The sequence below is a fragment of the Thioclava sp. PTB-PU3-1 genome, assembly GCF_055666785.1.
Genome location: NZ_JBVNVL010000002.1, coordinates 219,573 through 235,647 on the forward strand (window position 1 = coordinate 219,573; position 16,075 = coordinate 235,647).

Below are 16,075 nucleotides of genomic sequence, written 5' to 3' on the forward strand. Positions count from 1 at the left end.
GCGCGAGGATATGTCAGGCGCATGACGCTGTCACCTGCGAAGCGGGAGGGCCCCGGGAGCGTAGGTCGGGCTGGAGGCTGCGAACGGCCCTCTCAGGTCTTCTTTAACCTTTCCTTCTAGCTCTGTTCGGGCCGAAGCGCGGGCGCTTTCGGTCGGTCCCGGCGCGCAATTGGTACGGCAAGGGGCGCGCGGGTGGGAACATGGACAAGAGGATTGCAGATGAACGTCGCGATTACCGAAGGGCTGGTGCTGACCCCGCCCGCATTCGCCGAAGGGCTGGATCAATGGTCGAGCGAGGATGGCACGCCGGGCTCCACGACCTTTGAGAGCACGGGCAATGCCGTGCTGGTTCCAGCGGATGCGGATTTCAGCGGTTGTCTGGAGATGCTCAAGACCCAGACAGTGCAGAAGCTGCGCTACATGGGCGACACGCCGATCCTGCCGGGCACCTATCTGCGCATCCGGGCGCGGGTGAAGGCGGTCAGCGGCAACCTGCCGGAGGTGCGTGTCGCGGGCTATGCGGTGACGGGATCAGGCAGCCATGTGAGCGGCGTGGTCGAGGTCGGCCCGACAGTCGCGCTGCAAAGCTATGGCGCGGTGGTCGAAGTGTCGGCGATCGTCGGGACCGGCTCGCGCGACGGTGTCGATATGCCGTGGGGGCTGGATGCGGTCTATGGGCATTTCGGGCTGGACCTGACCGGCGCGAATGGCGGCGTGGTACGCATCGACGATATCGAGATCGAGGACGTGACCGAGGCTTTCCTGCGCGACCTGATGGGCTGGGTCGATGTGCGCGATTACGGCGCGGTGGGCGACGGGACGACCGACAATGTCGCGGCGTTCAACGCCGCCGATCAGGCGGCGAACGGGCGCAAGGTTCTCGTCTCGGAAGGCGTTTATTATCTGGGCAGTACGATCTCTATCTCGTCGCCGGTCGAGTTCGTGGGCACGCTGGTGATGCCGGCCGCGGCGAAACTGGCGCTGATGTCGTCCTTCGACTTTCCGACCTATGCGGCGGCTTTCGGCGATGAGTTGGCGGGCTTCAAGAGGGCGCTGCAGGCGCTGTTCGGCTATACCGATCACAACGTGCTCGACCTGAAAGGGCGCCGCGTCGAAGTGACCGAGCCGATCCGCATCGAGGAGATCGCGCCGGACCTTACGAGCTTTTCCAACCGCCGGGTTCTGCAGAACGGGCAGATCAACGTGATCGCGGGCTCTGCCTGGGACGATGAGGTGGTGACGTCGCAGGCGACCTATTCGGTGAGCCAGTCGATGCAGCTGACCTCGGTCGCGAATATCGCGAATATCCCGGTGGGCGCGCGGATTGCCGGCACCGGGGTCGGGCGCGAGGTCTATGTGAAGTCGAAGAATATCGGGGCGCAGACCCTGTATCTCTCGCAGCCGCTTTACGGTGGATCGGGTACGCGCACCTACACGTTTACGCGGCACCAGTATGTGCTGGATTTTTCCGGGATGGAGAAGCTCGACCGGTTCAACATCGCCAATGTGGAGTTTCTCTGTAATGGGGCGGCGAGCTGCGTGATGCTGGCGCCCGACGGGCAGATGTTCCAGATCCGCGACAGCTATGTGGTGCGGCCCAAGGATCGCGCGATCACCTCGATCGGGCGGGGGTGTCAGGATCTTCTGATCGACGGCTGTCAGTTCCTGTCGGACGAGATGCTGGTGCCCGCGCAGGATCGAAAGTCGATGGTGCTGAACGTGAATGCCAATGACTCGAAGATCCGCGACTCGCGCTTCGTGCGCTTCGGGACGAGTTTCGTGCTGAATGGCTCGGGGCATCTGATCGTCGGCAATCACTGGTTTCAGGGCGACGAGGAAAGCAATGGCGTGCGCGTGGCGGGGCTGGTCTTTACCCAGACCAATGTGCAGTCGGCGGTGACCGGCAATTACATCGACAACTCGGTGATCGAGTGGACCAACGAGCATGACGCAGAGCCGGATTTCGCGAGTGAATACAGCTTTGGTGGGCTGACGGTGACGGGCAATACCTGCGTATGCATCAATGTCGCGCCGTGGTTCACCTGGCTGTCGATCAAACCCTACGGGCCGGGGCATTTCATCCAGGGGCTGAGCGTGACGAACAACGTGTTCAAGTCGCTCAACGGCAGTGTCGACCGGATCGAGAAGATCGACACGAGTTTCGCGGATATTGACCGCTCGCGGGTGCGCAACGTGGTGTTCGAGGCGAATATGTTCAACGCGATCAACGACATCTCGCAGAACCCGGTGATGGTCGAGGTGAACCAGTCCACGGCGCAATCGGTCTGGACGGTGGATGCGAGCGAGTATCTGCCCTTCGGGGGCTGGGCGCGCAACGTGCAGAGCCTGATCGCCGAGGGCATGGTGCGCGACGGCGCGGGGGCGCGGATCGACGCGATGCCCTATGTCGCGGTGGAGCAGGGCGCGGCCAAGAACCAGATTACGGTGAACTGGCCGGAGGCGGCGAAGGGGCGGCTGCAGGTCACGCTGCGGATGGATAACCCGATCTGACGGGATGCAAAGGCGGGGCCGATCCGGGCCGGGGCGGGCGGATCGGCAAGGCGGCGCGTGGGGCGGAGGTCCTGCGCGCCGTTTTCATGTCAGATCTGCGGGCGTCAGTCGAAAGGCGCGCCCGAAGCCGCCATTGAGGCTGGCCGAGATCGGGCGGAGATCGAAGAAGAAGAAATCGGGCAGGTCGATATAGAGCTTCGATTTCGGATGATCGGAGAGCCAGCGGTCGCGCATCGCCGGGAAGGCGGGATCGTCGCGGTGGATGGCATGCGCCTCGACCTGCAGCGAGAGGCGGGGATGGGTGAGCGGGTCGCCTTTCGCGCCGGGCTCGCCGAGCAATAGCCCGGCCCGGTGGTCTTGCAGCAGGGCGGTCGTGTGTACTGCGAGGCTGGAAACGAAGGTTAAGAGCTCTCCCTGAGGGCCGGGGCCAAGGGCGACGCGCGTTACGACCGGCGCGCCAGTATCCGGGTCGAGCGTGCCAAGCGCGCCGAACCGGGCTTCACGGATCAGGCTTTGCGCCAAGGCGCAGGCCTCATCATCCGTGGGACGGATCGGGTTGGTCGGCGGGGTCGGCTGTGGCATGGGAGGCTCCTTCAAGGCGGCGCGATGGTAGGGCGCGGGCCTGCGGGCGACAATCGTCGAAGTTATCCACAGGATGCCGTAACGGAAGGTCGCGAGCCGAATCATTCTGAGTGTCCGATTCGCCTCGTCGCAGCTGCGGCATGATTTTAACCGTGCGGTCGATTTTCAAATTCAGTTGGATCCGAGCGGAAACGCTACAGGCAAGCACTTGAATTGGCTCGCCTATTTTCTGCCTCATTTCCGTGCATTTACAGCGTTAGCGCAATCGGTGTCAAAAAATTTACAGAAATATGTAGCGTATAAAGGGGGTTACATGAATCTTAACCTTTGAGTTACAGTGGCGCGGGGTAGAGGGCCTGCACTATCACGCGGGCGACATGCGGACACGCCGTGCCGCAATGCGAAATTGCTGGGAGGAAGCTCATGACTGCGCAAGACAAGGTGACTCAGGTTCCAGAGGTCAAAGAGGTCCCGCCGGGCTTCGAGAACGCCCATGCCGACGCCGCGAAATATCGCGAGATGTATCAGGAATCGATCACCGATCCGGAGAAGTTCTGGGGCCGCGAGGGCAAGCGCCTCGACTGGATCACGCCGTATACCAAGGTGAAGAACACCGATTTCACCTTCGGCCATGTCGATATCAAATGGTTCGAGGACGGCGTGCTGAACGCCAGCGTGAACTGTATCGACCGTCACCTCGCCACGCGCGGCGACCAGACCGCGATCATCTTCGAGCCCGACGATCCGGAAACCCCGGCGCAGCACATCACCTATAAGGAGCTGTCCGAGAAGGTGAACCGCTTCGCCAACGTGCTTTCGAGCCAGGGCGTGATGCGCGGCGACCGCGTCGTGATCTATCTGCCGATGATCCCGGAAGCGGCTTACGCGATGCTCGCCTGTGCGCGCATCGGCGCGATCCACTCGATCGTCTTCGCGGGCTTCTCGCCCGACGCACTCGCCAACCGTGTCAACGACTCGGGCGCCAAGGTCGTCATCACCGCCGACACCGCCCCGCGCGGTGGCCGTCGCACGCCGCTCAAGGCGAATGCCGACGCGGCGCTGCTGCACTGCTCGGACAAGGTGCGCTGCCTCGTCGTGAAGCATACCGGCGACCAGACCTCGTGGATCGACGGTCGCGATGTCGACGTGAAGGCGATGATGGAGAACGTCTCGCCCGAATGTCCGCCGCGTCCGATGAATGCGGAAGATCCGCTGTTCATCCTTTACACCTCCGGCTCGACCGGCAAGCCGAAGGGCGTGGTGCATACCACCGGCGGCTATCTCGTCTACGCCGCGATGACGATGCAATACACGTTCGACTACCATGATGGCGACGTGTTCTGGTGCACCGCCGATGTGGGCTGGGTCACCGGTCACAGCTACATCGTCTACGGGCCGCTCGCGAATGGCGCGACCACGATCATGTTCGAAGGCGTGCCGACCTATCCGGATGCGGGCCGCTTCTGGGCCGTCTGCGAAAAGCACAAGGTCAACCAGTTCTACACCGCGCCCACGGCGATCCGCTCGCTGATGGGGCAGGGGCCGGAATGGGTCGAGAAATACGATCTGTCCGATCTCAAGGTGCTGGGCTCGGTCGGCGAGCCGATCAACCCCGAAGCCTGGGCCTGGTACGACAAATACGTCGGAAAGGGCAAATGCCCGATCGTCGACACGTTCTGGCAGACCGAGACCGGCGGCCACATGCTGACCCCGCTTCCGGGCGCCACGCCCACGAAGCCCGGCTCGGCGACCCGTCCGTTCTTCGGCGTGAAGCCGGTCGTGCTCGATCCGCAGACCGCGGTGAAGCAGGACGAGACCGAGACCGAAGGCGTGCTCTGCATCTCGGACAGCTGGCCGGGCCAGATGCGCACCATCTGGGGCGACCACGAGCGTTTCCAGGAGACCTATTTCAGCCAGTACAAGGGCTATTACTTCACCGGTGACGGCTGCCGCCGCGACAGCGACGGGTACTACTGGATCACCGGCCGCGTCGATGACGTGATCAACGTCTCGGGTCACCGCATGGGCACGGCGGAAGTCGAATCCGCGCTGGTCGCGCATCAGGCCGTGGCAGAGGCTGCCGTGGTCGGCTACCCGCACGAGCTGAAGGGGCAGGGCATCTACGCCTATGTCACGCTGATGAACGATGTCGAACCCTCCGACGAGCTGCGCAAGGAGCTCGAGAAGTGGGTGCGCACCGAGATCGGTCCGATCGCGAAACCGGACATCATCCAATGGGCGCCGGGCCTACCGAAGACCCGTTCGGGCAAGATCATGCGCCGCATCCTGCGCAAGATCGCCGAGAACGATTTCGGGTCGCTCGGGGACACCTCGACGCTGGCCGATCCGTCGGTCGTCGATGATCTGATCGAAAATCGCGGGAACAAATGATGTCGGACAGCACGACCATGACGCAGACCAAGCCTGCCGTTCTGATCCTTCTCGGCCCTCCGGGCGCGGGCAAGGGCACGCAGGCGCGGATGCTCGAAGAGACCTTCGGCCTCGTGCAGCTCTCGACGGGCGATCTTCTGCGGGCCGCGGTGTCTCAGGGCACCGAGGCCGGTCTCGCCGCGAAAGCGGTGATGGAGGAGGGCGGTCTCGTCTCGGACGAGATCGTTCTGGCGATCCTGCAAGATCGCATGGCTGAACCGGATGTTGCGAAAGGGGTGATCCTCGACGGGTTCCCGCGCACCGCCGGTCAGGCTGCGGCGCTCGACGGTCTTCTGGAGGAGAATGGCCAGTCGGTGACCGCAGCGATCAGCCTGGAGGTCGACGACGAGGCGATGATCGCCCGCGTCGCCGGCCGATACACCTGCGCCAAATGCGGCGAAGGCTATCACGACGAGTTCAAGCAGCCCGAAGTTGCGGGTGTTTGCGACAAATGCGGCGGCACGGAATTCAAACGCCGGGCCGACGACAATGCCGAGACGGCGCGCGCGAGGCTAGAGGCCTACCACGCGCAAACGGCACCGCTGATCGCCCATTACAAGGCGCTCGGTGTTCTCGAGGAGATCAACGCGATGGGCTCCATCGACGAGATCGCCTCGGGCCTTGGGTCGATCGTAAAGCGCGTCTCGGCCTGATTTTTGGGGAGGGGCGGGCCCATGAGGGGCCCGTCTGGAGAGAAACTAAAAGGGAGTTAGTCTCATGGCGGACAAATCCTCGTCCAACGCCTATTGGAAGGCGAATATCCGGACCATCCAGATCTCTCTGGTGATCTGGTTCATCGTGTCCTTCGGCTTCGGTATCGTGCTGCGCCCGATGCTGGCAGGCATCAAAATTGGTGGCACTGATCTCGGCTTCTGGTTCGCCCAGCAAGGCTCGATCCTCGTGTTCCTGGTGCTCATCTTCACCTATGCGTGGCGGATGAACAAACTGGACCGCGAGCACGGCGTCGAAGAATAATCTCAGGGAGGAGAGAGGGACATGGATCAGTTTACCCTCAACCTGCTGGTGGTCGGCGCGACTTTCGTGCTCTACATCGGCATCGCGATCTGGGCCCGTGCGGGTTCCACGTCGGAATTCTACGCCGCCGGTCGCGGCGTTCACCCGGTCGTCAACGGTATGGCTACGGGCGCTGACTGGATGTCGGCCGCGTCGTTCATCTCGATGGCGGGCATCATCGCCTTCGGCGGTTACGACACTTCGGCCTACCTGATGGGCTGGACCGGTGGCTACGTGCTGCTGGCCATGCTGCTTGCGCCCTATCTGCGCAAGTTCGGCAAGTTCACCGTGCCGGAATTCATCGGCGACCGTTTCTACTCGCAAACCGCGCGCACCGTGGCCGTGGTCTGCCTCATCGTTGCGTCGATCACCTACGTTATCGGTCAGATGACCGGCGTGGGCGTTGCGTTCTCGCGCTTCCTCGAAGTGGACAACACCACCGGCCTCTTCATCGGCGCGGCGATCGTGTTCCTCTACGCGGTTCTCGGCGGCATGAAGGGCATCACCTACACGCAGGTTGCGCAATACGTCGTGCTGATCATCGCCTACACCATCCCGGCGATCTTCATCTCGCTGCAGCTGACCGGCAACCCGATCCCGGGTCTGGGTCTGTTCTCGAACGACGTCAACACCGGTGCGCCGATCCTGACCACGCTGAACGGTCTGGTCTCCGATCTGGGCTTCGCGTCCTACACCGGCCAGCATGACACTACGCTGAACATGTTCCTGTTCACCATGACGCTGATGGTCGGCACCGCCGGTCTGCCGCACGTCATCGTGCGCTTCTTCACCGTTCCGAAGGTCGCCGATGCGCGCTCCTCGGCGGGTTGGGCGCTGGTGTTCATCGCGCTCCTCTACCTCACCGCTCCGGCTGTGGGTGCGATGGCGCGTCTGAACCTGATCTCGACCTTCTACCCGAACGGCGTCGGTCAGCCGGCCGTGGAGATGACCGCGATCGAGAACGATCAGAACCTCTCCTGGGTGCGCAACTGGGCCCAGACCGGTCTTCTGACCTTCGACGACAAGAACGGCGACGGCCGCATCGAGTACAATGCGGGCGACACAAACGAACTGAGCGTGAACCGCGACATCATCACGCTTGCCAACCCCGAGATCGCCAACCTGCCGGGTTGGGTGATCGCGCTGGTGGCTGCTGGTGGTCTGGCTGCGGCTCTGTCGACGGCTGCCGGTCTTCTGATGGCAATCTCGTCGGCGGTCTCGCATGACCTGATCAAGTCGCAGATCAACCCGGGCATCTCGGAAAAAGGCGAGCTTCTGGCCGCCCGTATCTCGATGGCCGTGGCGATCGTCATCGCGACCTATCTGGGTCTGAACCCGCCCGGCTTCGCGGCACAGACGGTGGCTCTGGCCTTCGGTCTGGCAGCGTCGTCGATCTTCCCGGCGCTGATGATGGGCATCTTCACTAAGCGCATCAACAACACCGGTGCGGTTGCAGGTATGCTCACGGGTCTCGCGACCACGCTGATCTACATCTTCCTGCACAAGGGCTGGTTCTTCATCCCGGACACCAACACGTTCACGGATGCGAACCCGATGATCCTCTCGATCAAGTCGACCTCCTTCGGGGTTATCGGCGCGGTCCTGAACTTCATCGTGGCCTATGTCGTGTCGAACGCGACCAAGGAGACCCCGGAAGATATCCAGGAGCTCGTCGAGTCGATCCGCGTGCCGAAAGGCGCCGGTGCGGCAGTCGACCACTAAGACAGCGGCGCGGGACGGGGTTCGCCTCGTCCCGACCTCTGAAGCTTCGGCAGGCGCCCCTCGGGGCGCCGCCACCACCCAAAGGAAAAGATCATGGCCGCCGATCTGACCCCGATCCTCGCATTTCTCGAAGGCGTCCACCCTTACGACAATCTGTCGCGCAACGAGCTGGAGCATGTCGCCAGTTCCTTCCGCCGCAGAGAATTGCCCGCGGGCGAGACCGTCTATTCCTACCGCGAGCCGCTCAAGGGCATCTACCTGATCAAGCGCGGAGCGGTCGAAGTCACCGATCAGAACGGGGCGCTGGTCTCGATCCTCGGCGCACGCAACACCTTTGGCGAGCGCGGGCTGATGCGCGACGGTCTGGCCGCGACCACCGCGCGCACGACCGCCGAGACCGTGCTGCTGGAACTGCCGGTCGAAGAGTTCCGCGAGCTGTCGCAAAACGCCCCCGCCTTCGCGCGCTTCTTCAACCGCGTGCGCGGCGGCGAGACCCGCACCAATTCCATCGCCACGATGAAGATCGCCGATCTTCTGGCACAGGAGCCGATGGGCTGCGCGCCCGAGACCACCGTGACCGAGGCTGCGCGGCAGATGCGCGATGCGCATATTTCCTCGCTCGGCGTGACCGATCCCGAGGGCGGGCTCGTTGGCATCGTCACGGTGCGCGACCTGTCGAACAAGGTTCTGGCCGAAGGCCGCGCGCCCGATACGCCCGTGGGCGAGGTGATGACCCCCGATCCGGTGACCTTGACCCCCGAGGGGCTGGGCACGGACCTTCTGCATGTCATGCTGGAAAAGCGCGTCGGCCACCTGCCGATCACCGATCGCGGGCGCTTCGTGGGCATGATCACCCAGACCGATCTGACCCGCTTTCAGGCGGTCAGCTCGGCCGTGCTGATCCGCGATGTGGCGGGCGCCGAGACCGTGCCGGAGATGGCCGCCGTCACCGCGCGCATCCCGCAGCTTCTGGTGCAACTCGTGGGCGGGCATCACGCGCATGAGGTCATCACCCGGCTGATCACCGATATCGCAGATGCGGTTACGCGCCGCCTGCTGAAGATGGCCGAGGAGGCGCTGGGGCCGCCGCCTGTGCCCTATCTGTGGCTCGCCTGCGGCTCGCAGGGGCGGCAGGAGCAGACCGGGGTGTCCGATCAGGACAATTGCCTGATCCTCGACGACGCCGTGACCGAAGCGGATATGGAATATTTCCGCCAGCTCGCGAAGATCGTCTCGGACGGGCTGGACGCCTGCGGCTACGTTTATTGCCCCGGCGACATGATGGCGACGAACCCGCGCTGGTGTCAGCCGGTCCGCGTCTGGCGCGACTATTTCCGCGGCTGGATCGCCAAGCCCAACCCCGAGGCGCAGATGCTCGCCTCGGTGATGTTCGATCTGCGCGCGATCGGCGGCAACGGGGCGGGGCTGTTCCAGCAGTTGCAGGAAGAGACCTTGGCGAAGGCGTCGAAGAACTCGATCTTCGTGGCCCATATGATCGCCAACAGCCTCAAGCATCACCCGCCGCTCGGCCTGATCCGGGGCTTCGCCACGATCCGCTCGGGCGAGCATCGCAACCATATCGACATGAAGCATAATGGCGTGGTCCCGGTGACCGATCTGGCCCGCGTCTATGCGCTTCAGGGGCGCCTGCCCGAAGTGAACACCCGCGCCCGTCTGATCGAGGCCGAACATGCCGGCGTGCTGAGCCATTCCGGCGCGCGCGATCTGGTCGAGGCCTATGATCTGATCGCGTCTATGCGGCTGGAGAACCAGGCGCATCTGGCGCGCTCGGGGCGCAAGCCCGACAATTATCTTGCACCCTCGGACCTGTCCGATTTCGAACGCTCGCATCTGCGCGACGCCTTCGTGGTGGTGCGCACCATGCAATCGGCCGCCGGTCACGGCAAAGGCGCGATGAGCTGAGGAGAGCTTATGACGAACGACTTCATCTCGACCCTTGCTGCGGGCCTGCTGGCCGCCCTCGTGGTCTTCCTGCTCTCGCATCTGAGCAAGAGGTTCCGCGGCGAGAAGCTGCCGAAGTGGACGATGCCCGCAGCCATCGGGGCGGCGCTGATCGGCTATACGGTCTGGAGCGAGTATTCGTGGTTTCCCAATATGCGGTCCGAGATGCCCGATACGGTCGTCGTGCTGCAGCCGATCGACGAGAGCGTGCCGTGGCGGCCCTGGACCTATCTGGTGCCGATGGTCACGCGTTTCATGGCGGTCGATGCGGGCAAGGTGGAGCATCCCGTCGCGGGCAAGCCGGAGCTGGCCGAGACGGATCTGCTGCTGATCGGACGCTGGCAGAATTTGCAGACGGTGCCGACGGTCTATGACTGCAAGACCGACAGCCGCGCCGATCTGGTGAACGGGGCCACGCTGACGAAAGACGGAGAGCTGTCGGGCGGCGGCTGGCTGAAACTCACGCCCGACGACCCGGGGCTGAAAGCGGTATGCGCAGGAGGATGAGACCATGCCGGGGGGGAGGAAACATCGCGTCCTGATCGTGGAGGATGAGGACAATATCGCCATCGCGCTCGACTATCTGATGAGCCGCGAGGGGTTCGACCATGACCGGATCGACACCGGGCGCGGCGCGCTGGAGAAAATCCGCGAGACCCGCCCCGATCTGGTGCTCCTTGACGTGATGCTGCCCGAGGTCTCGGGCTACGAGATCTGCGAAGGCGTGCGCGCCGACAAGGGCCTCGGCGATGTGAAGATCCTGATGATGACCGCGCGCGGCTCCGCGATGGAGCGCCGCAAGGGCCTCGCGCTCGGTGCTGACGGGTTCATCGCCAAACCCTTCGAGCTGCGCGAGTTGCGCGAGGAGGTCCACCGCATTCTCGACGGGGAGACGGCCTGATGGATCTCACCCGGCTTTCCCTGCGCACCCGGGTGTTTCTGTTCTTCGCCGCCTTGGCGCTCGGCAATCTGGTGGCGCTGGTGGCGGGGCTGTGGTTCGGCTTCACCCGGCTTGGCGACCCTGAGCTTCTGAATGCGATGGTGATCGGCGGCGCGGTTGCGGGCTTCGTGATCCTCGGGCTGATCGCGTGGATCTGGTTTCTCTTCGACGAGAACGTGGCCAAGCCGATCGAGCGGCTCTCGGGGATGCTGCGCGCCCGCACCACGGCCGAGATCGAGGGCGATATGGACGCCGATATCGCGCGTTATCTGGGCGATCTGGCGCCTGCCGCCGCCTCGGTTACGCGCCACCTGTCGGAGACCCGCAACGCCCTGACCGAAGCCGTGCAGCGCGAGACCACGCGGCTCGCGCAGGAAAAGGAACGGCTCGAGGCGCTCTTGTCGGATGTGCCGGTGGGCGTGCTGCTTTGCACCGCCGATCATCAGTTGGCCTTCTATAACGGGCAGGCGGTGGAACTCATGGGCTCTGCCCATGCGCCGGGGCTGGATCGGCGCGTCTTCGACTATCTCAACCAGCCGCCGATTGCCCATGCCTATGACCGGCTTCTGGCCACCGAAGACCCGGATGCGGCCTCGGATCTGCTGTGTTCGACGAAGGCGGAGGGCCGGGTGCTCGCCGCCCGGATGCGGCTTTTGTCGGAGGGCGAGGATCACCATCTGAGCGCGCGCCCGGGCTATGTGCTGACGCTGCGCGATGTCTCGGGCGACATGGCCTCTCATGCGCAGCGCGAGCAGTTGATGGACGAGCTGTTCGACCGCATCCGCCGCCCTGCCGCAGCCCTGCAATCGCTGATCGGGGTGCTGACCGCCGATGACGGCCCCGCGCCGGGCCCCGAGCGCGACCGCGTCCGTGAGGCCGCCAATTCCGAGGCCCATCACCTCTCCGCCGCGATCCACGAATTCTTCGAGCGCCACGAGGCGAACCGCGCCGATTGGTGGCCGCTCGCGATGATCCGCGCCTCCGATCTGGGTCAGGCGGTGGCCGCGCGGGTGACCGCCGAGGGCGGGGCGATCCTGCCGGTCACCGCGGGGCTGATGCTACGCTGCGAGGGCTTCGAGATGGTGGCCCTGCTGGCGGGGCTGGTGCGCCGCCTGACCGACCGGCGCGATTTCCGGCTGGAGATCACCGAGGACGGCCCCGGAGCGCTGATCGCGCTGGAATGGGAAGGCGCGCCGGTCCCGATCTCCGAGCTGGAGCGCTGGCTCGATCAGCCGCTCGATGTCGGGCTGGAGGATGTCACCGGGCATCGCGTGCTGACCACCCATGCCGCCGAAATCTGGCCCGAGAAGCTGGGCGACACGCGTGCGCGGCTCTGCATCCCGCTGCGCGAAGCGCGCCATGTCACCAAGCGCCCGAAGCCGGTGCCGCGCGCGGTGGTCTATGATTTCGACCTGCTCTCGCGCGAGCGCGTGGCCGAAATCGCCGACACGCCGCTGACCGATCTGACCTATGTCGTCTTCGACACCGAGACCACGGGCCTGCTGCCCACCGAGGGCGACGAGATCGTGCAGATTGCCGCCGTGCGCATCGTCAACGGTCGGCGGATCGATACCGAGGTCTTCGACACGCTCGTCGATCCCAAGCGCTCGATCCCGCCCGGCTCGACCGAGGTGCATGGCATCTCGAACGCGATGGTCGAAGGCGCGCCGGACATTGCGCAGGTGGGGCGCGATTTCCACCGCTTCGCCGAGGGTGCGGTGCTGATCGCGCATAACGCGCCTTTCGACATGGAATTCCTGCATCGCAAGGAGGTGGCGATCGGCGAACGGTTCGATCACCCGATCCTCGACACGGTGCTGCTGTCGGCGGTGGTGTTCGGGCAATCCGAGAGCCACACGCTCGACGCGCTGACCCATCGCCTCGGCATCACCATCCCCGAGGAAGCGCGCCACACCGCGATCGGCGATACGGTCGCGACGGCGGATGCGTTCCTGAAGATGCTCCCGGCGCTGCAGGCGCGGGGCTTGCGGACCTTCGGCGAATTGGTGGCCGAGCTGCGCAAACACGGGCGGCTGATCAAGGATCTGAACGGGTAGGGGCGCTGCCCCCCCCCCCGTCGCCGTAGGGCGACAAGACTTAAGGAAGAGGGGGCTCTGCCCCCATCTCCTCCGGAGATTCCCCCGGGATATTCGGGCCAAGGCGAAGAGGCTGTTTTGCTTCTCCTTGATTGAAATATCCCGGGGTGAATTCGGCGGAGCCGAAGAGGGGCAGCGCCCCTCAGTCTTAAAGGATTTCGAGAACCGTCTCGGGTGGGCGCCCGATGCGGGCCGCCGTTTCCGTCAGCACGAGCGGGCGTTCGATCAGCTTCGGATTGGCGCTCAGCGCCGAGAGGATTTCATTCTCATCGGCGTCTTTCGTAAGGTCGGTGTCCTTCCAGCGGATCATCGCGGCGGCGGGCTGGCCGAGTTTCATCAGCGCGTCCTGCAGCTCGGCCATGGTCGGCGGCTCTTTCTGGTAGTCGCGCACCTCAGGGGCGATCCCGCGGGTTTCGAGCAGCCTCAAGGTCTCGCGCGATTTCGAGCAGCGCGGATTGTGCCAGATCGTTACAGCCATTTGTCCCTCCCGGTGCCGATTGCCTCGGAAACGCTGGCGAAGCCGTCGCGTTCCAGAAGCCGATCGAGGCCGCGCGCGATGTCGGCGGCGAGCGAGAGGCCCGCGAAGACCATCGCGGTATAGAGCTGCACCGCCGAGGCGCCTGCGCGGATTTTCTCGTAGGCCTGTTCGGCAGAGCCCACGCCGCCCACGCCGATCAGCGGCAGCGCGCCTGCGGTATGCTGCGAAAGCTGCGCCAGAACGCGGGTCGATTTCTCGAACAGAGGCGCGCCGGAGAGGCCGCCCTGATCGGAGGGGTTGGGCGAGGTCAGGCCCTCGCGCGAAAGCGTCGTATTGGTCGCGATGATCCCGTCGATCCCGCTTTCCAGCGCGACCTCGGCGATCTCGGCCAGTTCCTCGGCGCTCAGATCGGGAGCGATTTTCAGAAAGACCGGAATGCGGCGCGCAAGTGTGTCGCGGGTCTCGATCACGCCTGCCAGCAGCGCCGACAGCGCGGCTTTGCCCTGTAGGTCGCGCAGCTTCTCGGTGTTGGGCGAGGAGACGTTGACCGTCGCGAAATCGAGATGCGGTCCGGCATGGGCCAGCACCGTCGCGAAATCTTTCGCGCGGTCGGCGGCATCCTTGTTGGCGCCCAGATTGAGGCCCACCGGAATACCTTGCGGACGCTTTGCCAGCCGCTCGGTGATCGGCTCCATGCCCTGATTGTTGAAGCCGAAGCGATTGATCGCGGCGCGGTCGGCGGGCAGACGCCAGAGGCGGGGCGGCAGGTTGCCTTCCTGCGGGCGGGGCGTCGCGGCACCCACTTCGATGAAGCCGAAACCCGCGCGCATCAGTTGCGGCACGGCCTCTGCGTTCTTGTCGAAGCCAGCCGCAAGGCCAACTGGGTTCAGAAGCGACATCCCCGCCAGATCGGTCTTCAGCCGCGGCGAGCTGATCGGGCCGGGCAGGGGCGCGAGCCCCATCCGCAATGCGCGCAGCGACAGGCCATGCGCCTTTTCCGGGTCGATCTTGTGAAAAACCGCGAGGCCCGCGCGCTCGATCAGGGTGGTCACGACATTTCCTTCGGGAAGATATGGCCCGCAGCCCCCAGGGGCAGGGCGTGGTCCCAGACGACTTCGCTGAGATGCAGCGGGCGGTAGAGATGCGGGAAGAGCTGATCGCGGCGCGAGGGTTCCCATTTCAGATCGGCACCCATCGCGGAGGAGTCGAAGGCGACAAGCACCAGATCGGATTCGCCGGCGAAATGTTTCGCAGCCGTTTCGACGACCTGATCGGCGGTGGAGAAATGGATGTAGCCGTCCGCGAGGTCGACCGGCGCGCCGAGCGTGTGCCCGGCTTCGCGAAATGCATCCCATTCGGGGCGGCGGAGGATTTTGTAAATCAACATGGCTTTCCCTTGCCCGAAAAAGCGCCGTACGGTCAAGCGTGGGGCTTGTGCCGCGCGCGTGGCGGCATAGCTTTGTGCCATGTGCGGACGTATGGCCAACACTCTTCCCGTCGATGCGATGGCGCGTCTGTTCAAGGCGGTGCCGGGCAATGACGTGCCGGGTGGCGAGCGGTTCAACATCTGCCCGACCCAGAGCCTGCCGGTCTGCATCTCCGGCGAGGGGCAGCGGCAGTTGCGGGCGATGCGCTGGGGCTTCATCCCGCATTGGTACAAGACGCCGACGGATGGGCCTTTGCTGATCAACGCGCGGTCCGAGACAGTGGCGGAGAAACCTGCCTTCCGAGAAGCGATCCGGTCGCGGCGCTGCCTGATCCCGGCGGACGGGTTTTATGAATGGCATCGCGAGGGCGAGGCGAAGCTGCCTTTCTATGTCTCGCGCAAGGACGGCGCGCCGATGGTATTCGGCGGGCTCTGGCAGGACTGGGAGAAGGGCGGCGAGTTGTTGACCACCTGCGCCATCGTGACCTTGCCAGCGGGGCCGACGCTCGCCCCGATCCATCACCGCGAGCCGCTGGTTCTCGAGCAAGCCGATTGGGCGAAATGGCTGGGCGAGGAAGGCCATGGCGCGGCGACCCTGATGCAGCTGAGGCCCGAGGGCATCCTGCAGGCGTGGCGCGTGGGCCAAGAGGTCAATTCGAACCGCGCCTCCGGGCCGGGTTTGCGCGAACCTCTTGCCGATCCCGCTTGAATGGTGCGGCGTGGACCGCTAAGGAGAGGCCAGAGCGCGGGTGTAGCTCAATGGTAGAGCCGCAGCCTTCCAAGCTGAAGACGTGGGTTCGATTCCCATCACCCGCTCCATCTCCCCCGGATCACTGTGATAGGCGTCTTTGAGACAGAAAAAACCGCCCGAGGGACGATCGGGCGGCTTCAGACGTTCGGGATCTGTGGATGGC

The 16,075-nt window shown here is 64.5% G+C and carries 14 protein-coding genes and 1 tRNA gene; 11 read left to right on the forward strand and 4 right to left on the reverse strand.

Going from position 1 to position 16,075, the window contains the following annotated elements:
* The first annotated feature begins 219 nt into the window (after positions 1 to 219).
* Positions 220 to 2,511, forward strand: coding sequence for a glycosyl hydrolase family 28-related protein (locus ACZ7GB_RS06570; protein ID WP_472158027.1), 2,292 nt, complete (start codon positions 220 to 222; stop codon positions 2,509 to 2,511).
* 84 nt (positions 2,512 to 2,595) lie between these two features.
* Here ACZ7GB_RS06570 and ACZ7GB_RS06575 read toward each other — a convergent pair whose 3' ends face one another.
* Positions 2,596 to 3,093 (reverse strand): HugZ family pyridoxamine 5'-phosphate oxidase, encoded by a 498-nt coding sequence (locus tag ACZ7GB_RS06575; protein ID WP_472158028.1) that lies wholly within the window; start codon positions 3,091 to 3,093, stop codon positions 2,596 to 2,598.
* A gap of 423 nt (positions 3,094 to 3,516) precedes the next feature.
* On the opposite strand from ACZ7GB_RS06575, the gene acs reads away from it, so the two are divergent.
* From acs to ACZ7GB_RS06615, 8 genes are all read left to right on the forward strand, one after another.
* Positions 3,517 to 5,484, forward strand: coding sequence for an acetate--CoA ligase (gene acs / locus ACZ7GB_RS06580; protein ID WP_078569896.1), 1,968 nt, complete (start codon positions 3,517 to 3,519; stop codon positions 5,482 to 5,484).
* Positions 5,484 to 6,176: an adenylate kinase gene (locus tag ACZ7GB_RS06585; RefSeq protein WP_472158029.1), complete on the forward strand. Its 693-nt coding sequence runs from the start codon at positions 5,484 to 5,486 to the stop codon at positions 6,174 to 6,176. Before acs ends, ACZ7GB_RS06585 begins: the two co-directional genes overlap by 1 nt.
* Before the next feature lie 64 nt (positions 6,177 to 6,240).
* On the forward strand, positions 6,241 to 6,498 hold the full coding sequence (locus ACZ7GB_RS06590) for a DUF4212 domain-containing protein (protein WP_078548726.1): 258 nt from the start codon (positions 6,241 to 6,243) through the stop codon (positions 6,496 to 6,498).
* 21 nt (positions 6,499 to 6,519) lie between these two features.
* A complete protein-coding gene (locus ACZ7GB_RS06595) occupies positions 6,520 to 8,259 on the forward strand; it encodes a sodium:solute symporter family protein (protein WP_078548724.1) in 1,740 nt (579 codons plus the stop codon).
* 93 nt (positions 8,260 to 8,352) lie between these two features.
* Positions 8,353 to 10,182: a DUF294 nucleotidyltransferase-like domain-containing protein gene (locus tag ACZ7GB_RS06600; RefSeq protein WP_078600409.1), complete on the forward strand. Its 1,830-nt coding sequence runs from the start codon at positions 8,353 to 8,355 to the stop codon at positions 10,180 to 10,182.
* A gap of 9 nt (positions 10,183 to 10,191) precedes the next feature.
* Entirely contained in the window at positions 10,192 to 10,728 is a 537-nt protein-coding gene (locus ACZ7GB_RS06605; protein ID WP_472158030.1) for a hypothetical protein, read from the forward strand.
* A 4-nt stretch (positions 10,729 to 10,732) separates the two neighbouring features.
* On the forward strand, positions 10,733 to 11,122 hold the full coding sequence (locus ACZ7GB_RS06610; protein WP_078548717.1) for a response regulator transcription factor: 390 nt from the start codon (positions 10,733 to 10,735) through the stop codon (positions 11,120 to 11,122).
* Positions 11,122 to 13,218 (forward strand): 3'-5' exonuclease, encoded by a 2,097-nt coding sequence (locus ACZ7GB_RS06615; protein WP_078604750.1) that lies wholly within the window; start codon positions 11,122 to 11,124, stop codon positions 13,216 to 13,218. The genes ACZ7GB_RS06610 and ACZ7GB_RS06615 overlap by 1 nt, the downstream gene beginning before the upstream one ends.
* Positions 13,219 to 13,405: 187 nt before the next feature.
* Here the strand turns inward: ACZ7GB_RS06615 and arsC are convergent, their stop codons facing one another.
* Genes arsC through ACZ7GB_RS06630 form a run of 3 tightly spaced genes read right to left on the reverse strand, consistent with a single transcriptional unit; the run spans position 13,406 to position 15,122 of the window.
* Complete coding sequence (gene arsC / locus ACZ7GB_RS06620; RefSeq protein ID WP_347431882.1) at positions 13,406 to 13,735, reverse strand: arsenate reductase (glutaredoxin); 330 nt, start codon at positions 13,733 to 13,735, stop codon at positions 13,406 to 13,408.
* Complete coding sequence (locus tag ACZ7GB_RS06625) at positions 13,726 to 14,778, reverse strand: quinone-dependent dihydroorotate dehydrogenase (RefSeq protein WP_472158463.1); 1,053 nt, start codon at positions 14,776 to 14,778, stop codon at positions 13,726 to 13,728. Before ACZ7GB_RS06625 ends, arsC begins: the two co-directional genes overlap by 10 nt.
* Positions 14,779 to 14,783: 5 nt before the next feature.
* Positions 14,784 to 15,122: a DUF952 domain-containing protein gene (locus ACZ7GB_RS06630; protein ID WP_472158031.1), complete on the reverse strand. Its 339-nt coding sequence runs from the start codon at positions 15,120 to 15,122 to the stop codon at positions 14,784 to 14,786.
* Positions 15,123 to 15,201: 79 nt separating this feature from the next.
* On the opposite strand from ACZ7GB_RS06630, the gene ACZ7GB_RS06635 reads away from it, so the two are divergent.
* Both ACZ7GB_RS06635 and ACZ7GB_RS06640 read left to right on the forward strand, forming a co-directional pair.
* Positions 15,202 to 15,870: an SOS response-associated peptidase gene (locus ACZ7GB_RS06635; RefSeq protein WP_472158032.1), complete on the forward strand. Its 669-nt coding sequence runs from the start codon at positions 15,202 to 15,204 to the stop codon at positions 15,868 to 15,870.
* A gap of 36 nt (positions 15,871 to 15,906) precedes the next feature.
* Positions 15,907 to 15,980, forward strand: a tRNA-Gly gene (locus tag ACZ7GB_RS06640).
* Positions 15,981 to 16,075: the final 95 nt, after the last annotated feature.